Raw genomic sequence first — 7550 nt, forward strand, 5'->3', positions numbered from 1 at the left:
CGTGTGCTCTTCCGATCTGCTGTTTTGCTATCCGTTTGTTTAAATACCGCAGGAAATCCGTCTGCGGCAACGAAAAAAACAGAGATTCCCGGTTGAATCTGTCCTGCCGGAATTCTCTGTTTTCTTTTTATTCGATTCAATTTTAATTTTAATCCATGCTCATTGCTGACTGCGGGCGATCCGCGCGATGTGCACGACAAGAAACGTCACTTCTTCATTCGGCAGGATCCGGCCATATTTATCATACAGGTAACTCTTGATTTTCAGCGCCACGCCCAGCTCTTTCGGATAGCGCGTCTTGATCTGCTCAAATAACAGATCGTCGTCGTTCTGAAGCAGCTTGTCGGTAAAGAAGCGGTCGACAAAGAATTTGATATGCGTGATAAACCGCGCCGTATGGATGCTTTGGGAATCGAGCTCACGGTTGAGCGAATAGCGGACCAGATTGATGAGTTCGCCGATCAGCTTGGCATTGCGGGCGGCGTCGTAATCCGGGTCGCTTCCCGCCTGGGCGTTGGCCAGATGAAATGCGATATTCGCCGCTTCCTGTTCCGGCAGCTCCACGCCTAAGCGCTGGCGCACCTGTTCGACCGCGTGCAGCCCGGCCTCAAATTCCTGGGGATAGAAGCTTTTGATTTCCCAGAAGACGCGGTTGGTAATCACCATCCCGGTGCGGATCCGTTCCAAGGCAAAGTTGAGATGATCCGCCAGCACAAACACCAGATTTTCCCCCAGCGGCGTTTTTAAGCGCTGCTGAGCGTCGATCACGATATCCTGCGCCAGCTCCAGAATCGCTACGGGCAGGCTGTTGACCAGCTCGACAATTTGCCGGGAACGGGCGTTGTCAACAGGCAGAAACACCTGGTTTTCCTGACGCTGGGCAATCACGTTGCCCGGCTTCTGTCCGTAACCGATGCCTTTCCCCAGCAGGATCGATTCCTGATGCGCATCGTCTTCAACCAGCACGACACTGGAGTTCAATACTTTTTTGATCCGCATCCCCGCTTCCCTGCCTTTCTGCTTCGTCCCTGCTGGACGTTATTGCTCTTCAAAATCCAGACTGTTGTTCTGAATGACTTTCTGATACCAGTAAAACGAATCTTTTCTGATTCTATTATACGTGCCGTTGCCCTGATCATCAAGATCGACATAAATGTAGCCGTAGCGCTTGGAGATCTGCTTGGTCGATTCGCTGATCAAATCAATGCACGCCCAAGACGTATAGCCCATCAGCTCGACGCCGTCCTCTTCGATTGCGTCCAGCATACACTTGAAATGCTTACGCAGATAGTCGATCCGATAGGGATCATGCACCTTCCCATCCCCGCTCAGCACGTCTTTCGCGCCCAATCCGTTCTCTACGACGAACAGCGGCTTGCGGTAACGATCATACAGATCGACTAAGGAAATCCGCAGTCCGATCGGGTCGATCTGCCAGCCCCATTCGCTGGTTTCCAGATGCGGATTCTTGACCGCCAGAATCGTGTTGCCCGGGGTGACGTCCAGTCCGGTTTCATCCGCCGCTACGCAGCTGGACATATAATAGCTGAACGAAACGAAGTCGACCGGGTACTGCTTCATCACTTCATCATCGCCCGGCTGCTTCACGATGTGGATGTTGTGATTCTTATAGTAGGACAGCAGCGTCGAGGGATATTCGCCGAACACCTGCGTGTCGCTGTACGCATAAATGCTGCGCATCCGCTTCTGCGTTTCCAGCACGTCCTCCGGCTTGCAAGAATACGGGTAGTAGGTCAGCTTGGTGATCATGCAGCCGACCTGGGAATCCGGGATGATCTCATGGCAAATCTTGGTTGCCAGCGCCGAGGCGACAAACTGATGGTGCATCGCCTGGTAACAGACCTCTTCAAAGTTCTTCCCCGGGAAACGGTCTTCGATCAGACCGCCGGTCGTGTACGGATGGCGGATGATACTGTCAACCTCATTGAAGGTCAGCCAGTATTTCACCTTGTGCTTGTAGCGTTCGCAGATCGTCCGGACATACTTTTCAAAGAAGCCGATGACTTCACGGGAATACCAGCCGTCGTAATTGAGCACCAGATTCAGCGGTGGTTCATAGTGCGACATCGTAACCAGCGGTTCGATGTTGTATTTCTTGAGTTCGTCGAACACCTCGTCGTAGAACTGCAGGCCGGCCTCGTTAGGCTGTTCGTCATCGCCGTTAGGATAAATGCGGCTCCAGGCGATCGACATGCGGTAGACCTTAAAGCCCATCTCGGCCATCAATGCGATGTCTTCTTTATAATGATGGTAGAAATCGCTGCCGTGCCGTTTCGGATAGTTGACCTCGTCCTCCGGATGGGCCAGCGCTTCCTCAATGTCCCGGGTTGTGATCTGGTTGTGGCGGTTATAATCCTTGACGTCGGCGTCGAAATGCGCGCGGGCCGCGTCGGAAACCGACCAGCCCTTGCCGCCTTCCCGCCATCCGCCTTCGATCTGATTGGCAGCGGTCGCCCCGCCCCATAAAAAGCCTTCAGGGAATTTTCGCATATTAGTCTTCCTTTCTCTGCGTCTGCAGAATAACGTCGGTGTTTTCGGCATGGCCCGTCTTCACGACGCTGACGTTCATGTCCTGGGAATTGGTGACAACTACCGGAGTGATCGGATCCAGCCCGGCGTCCTTGATCGCCTGAATATCAAATGTCAGAAGCAGATCGCCGGTTTTGACACTGTCGCCGGCCTTGACTCTCGGCGTAAACGGCTTGCCTTGCAGATTGACGGTATCCAGGCCGACATGGAACAGAATTTCCGTGCCGTTGGCAGTCGTCATGCCTAAGGAATGCTTCGTTTCAAAGACCATCTGGATCGTGCCGGCGGCCGGAGCGCGCAACTCGCCGACTTCCGGAATGATCGCGACACCGTCGCCCAGCGCTTTCTTGGAGAACATTTCATCGCCGACCTGATCCAGTGCGACAACCTGACCGACGATCGGGCACAGCACATTCAGAACGTCATGGCTGCCTTCCAGCGGTTTCACCGGGGCGGCCGGAGTTGAAGCCGCCGGGGTTTCTTCTTTCCACAGAATCAGCGTGAAGATAAACGAGGAAACCAACGCCAGCACGAAGCCCGCGATTGCCCAGACGATATTCATTTCGTTGGTGCTGTCGATGAACATCGACATACTGGCTGCGCCCGGACCGACGACCGCGAACGCCTTGACCGACAGTAAGCCTAAGAACGCGCCGGTGAGGCCGCCGCCCAGCATGACGCTGTAAAGGACTTTCTTATTCTGCAGCGTCACGCCGTAGAGCGCCGGCTCCGTAATGCCCATGAAGGCGGAGATTCCCGCGGAGAAGGCGGTTGATTTCAGCGTTTCATCTTTGGCTTTTAACGCGACCGCGAAGCAGGCGCCGGATTCCCCGATGTTGTGCGCCAGCGACGCCGGCAGGTACAGCATTTCATAGCCCAGCTCGCCATAAGTCGCCAGAGCGTACGGCAGCAGCGTCTTGTGCATGCCGGTCGCCACCATTAACGGCAGGATCGCCGACAGAACTGTCAACGCCACAAAGCCGAGCTTGTCATATAAGAACAGGATCGCCGCGGTGAAGATCTGGCCGACATTGTAGCCTAATGGACCTAAGAACAACAGGGTGACCGGCACGGTGACGGCCAGTGCGATCATCGGAACAAAGAAGATCCGGATCGGTTTCGGCGAGATTTTGTTCATGAGCCGTTCCATGAACGCCAGGAAGCTGACGCACAGAATCGCCGGGAACACCTGCGCATTATAGGCGATGCTCTGCAGCTGAATGCCGAACAGCGTCGTGCCTTCGGCGATCATCGTCGTCACCGCCGGCAGCAGCGTTACGCCGACCGCGGCAATCGCGACCAGCCGGTTGCTTTTCAGCTTGTTGGCGGTCGTCACAGCCACCATCATCGGTAAGAAGTAGAACGTTGCGTCAGAAATCGCGGCAAGAATCTTATACAGCGCGTTCGCGTCGTCCATGACATGCAGCGCGACCAGCAGAATCAGGATTGACTTCAGCACGCCCGCGCCGGCGATTGCCGGAACTAGCGGCTGGAAGATGCCGATCAGAAAGTCCAGCGCCATTTTGCCGAGCTTCTGTTTCTCCGCCGGGGCTGCCGGGGTTGTCTGATCATTGAAATCAATCATTTTCAACAAGGCGTCGTACACCTCGACGACGTCGTTGCCGATGATGATCTGGAACTGATTGCTGCGGACGACGCCCATGACGCCCGGGACCGCTTTCAGCTTGTCCTCATCAACTTTTTTCTGATCGTTGAGCGTGAAGCGCAGACGGGTCGAGCAGTGCTCAAGCTGAGCGACGTTTTTTTCTGTGCCGACATATTTCAGAATTTCGGCGGCAGTATGCTTATAATCCATAGATTTCTCCTCCATAATCGCCAGATCGCCGGGCTGTTTCAAGTACGCTTTCCTTCCTCTGGCCCCAAGGCAGGAAAACAAAAAGGCAGGATCCATCATAAAAGCCACGTCCTCCTTGCGGATTCCGTTTGTTTTATGAGATCCTGCCTGCATTACCAGTTACATGTCCCTTTGTCTTTTGCGAGCTTATTATAAGCTGGATGAAAGCGCTTTGTCAATCCCTAAATTTTATTTTCGTTATTTTTTAAAATGTCGATCAGCGGCGCCTGTGGCATATCCAGCTTCACGGTTTCCACCGGTTTCGGCTTGAGATCTTCCAGCGCGCGGCGGTTAAAGATCACGATGACCTTGAAGAAATCGCCGTCCGTCTGGATCGTAAAGTGCGCGTGCTGGCTCTCCGCGAAGCCCTTGGCAATCGCCAGCCCCAGCCCGGAGCCTTCCGAGTTGCGCGATTTATCCCCGCGCACAAAGCGTTCGACTAAATCGTTCGGATCGAAGTCGATCTCCGTCTGGGAAATGTTGCGGATCGACAGCACTACTTCCTCGCCCCGCTCGATCAACGTCAGATAAACGCGCGAGCCGCGGAGTGAATATTTCGTCACGTTGGAAACAAGATTTTCCACGATCCGGTACGTCTTCTGCGAATCCAGCGGCAGCACAATCTTATCGTGACTGTACGAGGTCTTGATCGTCAGTCCAGCTTTCTCAATCGCCGGAGCCAGCTCGAACAACGTCTGCGAGATCAGGGAAACAAGATCGACATCCACGACATTCAGCTTCAGATCGCCGCTGTTCGCCTTGCTGACCTCGAACAAATCCTCAATCAGATGTTTCAGACGCATGGAATTGCGTTCCAGCACCGCCAGATATTCCTGCCGCCTGGCTTCGTCCGGCTCCTGCTTCATTAAGTCGATATAGGAGATCAGGGAGGTCAGCGGGGTTTTCAAATCGTGGGAAACGTTGGAAATCAGTTCCGTTTTCATCTTCTGACTCTTGGTTTCTTCCGCGATCGCCGTGTTGAAGCCGTAGCGGATATCATCCAGCTCGCTGTGCAGCGGCTCGAAAATGCCTAAATCCTCACGCACTTCCGTTTCCAGATCGCCCCGCGCCATCCGTCGGGTACAGCCCAGCAGCGTCTCATAGTCGCTGCGCAGCCGCTTCAAAGCCCGCATGATGATGAAATACAGGAAGACCGTGTAGATAACCGCCGCAAAGAAATCGTCCAGAAGCAGACACAGAACACTGATCAGCGCGACGTTGACAACCATCAAACGGATCAGCCGCGAATGCGCCTTCTCCGAGAAATCAACGGTAAAGCATTCCTTGGTCCATTGCTTCAGCGTTGACCAGCCATGCCGCACGCCATGCCAGAGCCGCCGCCACAGCGTGATCGTCGCCATCTTGCCCCACGTTTGATGCCAGCCGTCCCGCAGCGCGGCGCGGATCCAGTAAATCGCGCAATACAAGCCGAAGCATTCCAACAGGAACGTGAACTCATAACCGAGAATCTGGAAGACGCCATTTATGTCGTCAGCCGACTGGGAATAAAGATCGAGCATGATGCCGCCCAGATTATAGGACATTTCCTCCATCATGGCCAGCGCCGCGACGCTGATCAAAATCTGCGCTTCCAGCGGAATCCGGTCGAGCAGCTTTCCGAGCCGGGTGTCGCGCATCTTGCCGCGGGTAAAGTACAGCGCGCCTAAAAACAGGATGAAGTACAGTACCATGTTGATCCGCGAGGCCAGCTGCCGGTAGGAATAATATTCGGCGTTGTGGATCAGGCTGGTGATCGCGTCGTCGCTTTCCAGCACGTTGGGAATGCCGAAGATCAGTGTGATATCCTTCAGCACCGGCTCATGCAGCTCCAGGGAGAAATCCCCATAATACTGCACATAGTCCGCCAGTACGCTCAGCGGATAAAAATCCGAATAGCCATAACCGCTGTTGGACGTGACGCTCAGCACGCCGTAGCTGTCGTATTCCGCCCGGATCCAAAACTGATAGTTTTTGGATAATTCGCTGTCGGTCTGGGCCAACGCGTTGGTTTTGGGTCTGCGCACGGTCGTCTTGGTGACGTTGTCAATCGCCAGGGCATGCAGGTTGCCCAGCTGCAGGCTGTTTTTAAACTCCTGCTGCAGCGACCAGTCGAGCTGTGATTTCTGTTCGTTGATCTCGCTCTGCGTCCATCCGTCTTCTAAAAGACGCTGCTGCTGATCGGCGCTGATCAACAGATCCGCATAGCCCAGATCGGTATGGTTGACCTCGTTGATCAGATCGCGGATCATCGTGACCGCATAGTCGTTGACCCAGGCACGAACCGTGCGGCTTTGGCCGAACAGCTCGCGGTGCGTTTCCGGCCCGGCGTTTTCGCTGATCGACCCGGCCGATGGGACAAGGATCAGACTCAGGAAACAGATCAGAACCAGAAAACCGGTCAACAGTTTTTCTGAAAATTTGGATTTGTTCATTCCTTTATCCCTTCTCTATTTTGTAGCCGACACCCCACACCACCTTTAAATACCGCGGATTGCGGGGATCGATCTCAATTTTTTCACGGATGTTGCGGATGTGCACCATGACCGTATCGGTCGCGATCGCTTCCTCGTTCCACACCCGTTCGTAGATTTCTTCAGCGCTGTAAACGCGTCCCGGATTTTTCATCAACAGCTGCAGAATCCGGAACTCGATCGGCGTCAGGCGCACCGGATTGCCGTCGAGCGACACTTCCTTGGTGTCGTTGTTCAGCTCCAAGCCGCCGACCGTATAGACCTGTTCATCCTCGCTCTGATGTTCTTTCAGGCTTAAGAATTTGGCATAGCGGCGCAGCTGGGAATTCACCCGCGCCAACAACTCCATCGGCGTAAACGGTTTGGTGATATAATCGTCCGCGCCCATGTTCAGGCCGGTGATTTTGTCCATGTCCTCGGACTTCGCCGACAGCACGATCACGGGAAAATCATAGCTCTGCCGCAGTGTCATGATCATCGTCAGCCCGTCCATGACCGGCATCATCAGATCGACGATCGCCAGATGAATCGTCTGACGGGCCAGAACCTCCAGCCCTTCCTTCCCGTTATAGGCACGATGAACGCCGTACCCCTGGTTCTTTAAATAGATTTCGATCGCGTTGCCGATCTCGACTTCGTCTTCGCAGACGAGAATTTGATAGTTTTGCATGGTT

The 7550-nt window shown here is 54.3% G+C and carries 5 protein-coding genes; all 5 read right to left on the reverse strand.

The window, feature by feature from the left end:
• Window positions 1-159 precede the first annotated feature (159 nt).
• The 5 genes from AC5OW4_RS13365 to AC5OW4_RS13385 all read right to left on the reverse strand — a co-directional run bounded on the left by AC5OW4_RS13365 (window position 160) and on the right by AC5OW4_RS13385 (window position 7546).
• The gene (locus AC5OW4_RS13365; protein WP_195395387.1) at window positions 160-999 is read right to left on the reverse strand and encodes a PRD domain-containing protein; all 840 of its coding nucleotides are present in this window, start codon (window positions 997-999) and stop codon (window positions 160-162) included.
• Between the two features lie 39 nt (window positions 1000-1038).
• Window positions 1039-2511 (reverse strand): glycoside hydrolase family 1 protein, encoded by a 1473-nt coding sequence (locus AC5OW4_RS13370; protein ID WP_195395388.1) that lies wholly within the window; start codon window positions 2509-2511, stop codon window positions 1039-1041.
• 1 nt (window position 2512) lies between these two features.
• Window positions 2513-4366 carry a beta-glucoside-specific PTS transporter subunit IIABC gene (locus AC5OW4_RS13375; protein ID WP_295768824.1) on the reverse strand — a complete coding sequence of 618 codons (1854 nt, stop codon included), beginning with the start codon at window positions 4364-4366 and terminating at the stop codon, window positions 2513-2515.
• Between the two features lie 221 nt (window positions 4367-4587).
• On the reverse strand, window positions 4588-6837 hold the full coding sequence (locus AC5OW4_RS13380) for a sensor histidine kinase (RefSeq protein WP_195395390.1): 2250 nt from the start codon (window positions 6835-6837) through the stop codon (window positions 4588-4590).
• Between the two features lie 4 nt (window positions 6838-6841).
• On the reverse strand, window positions 6842-7546 hold the full coding sequence (locus AC5OW4_RS13385; RefSeq protein WP_006058716.1) for a response regulator transcription factor: 705 nt from the start codon (window positions 7544-7546) through the stop codon (window positions 6842-6844).
• Between the last annotated feature and the right edge of the window lie 4 nt (window positions 7547-7550).

The sequence above is a fragment of the Holdemania sp. genome (genome assembly GCF_986127675.1).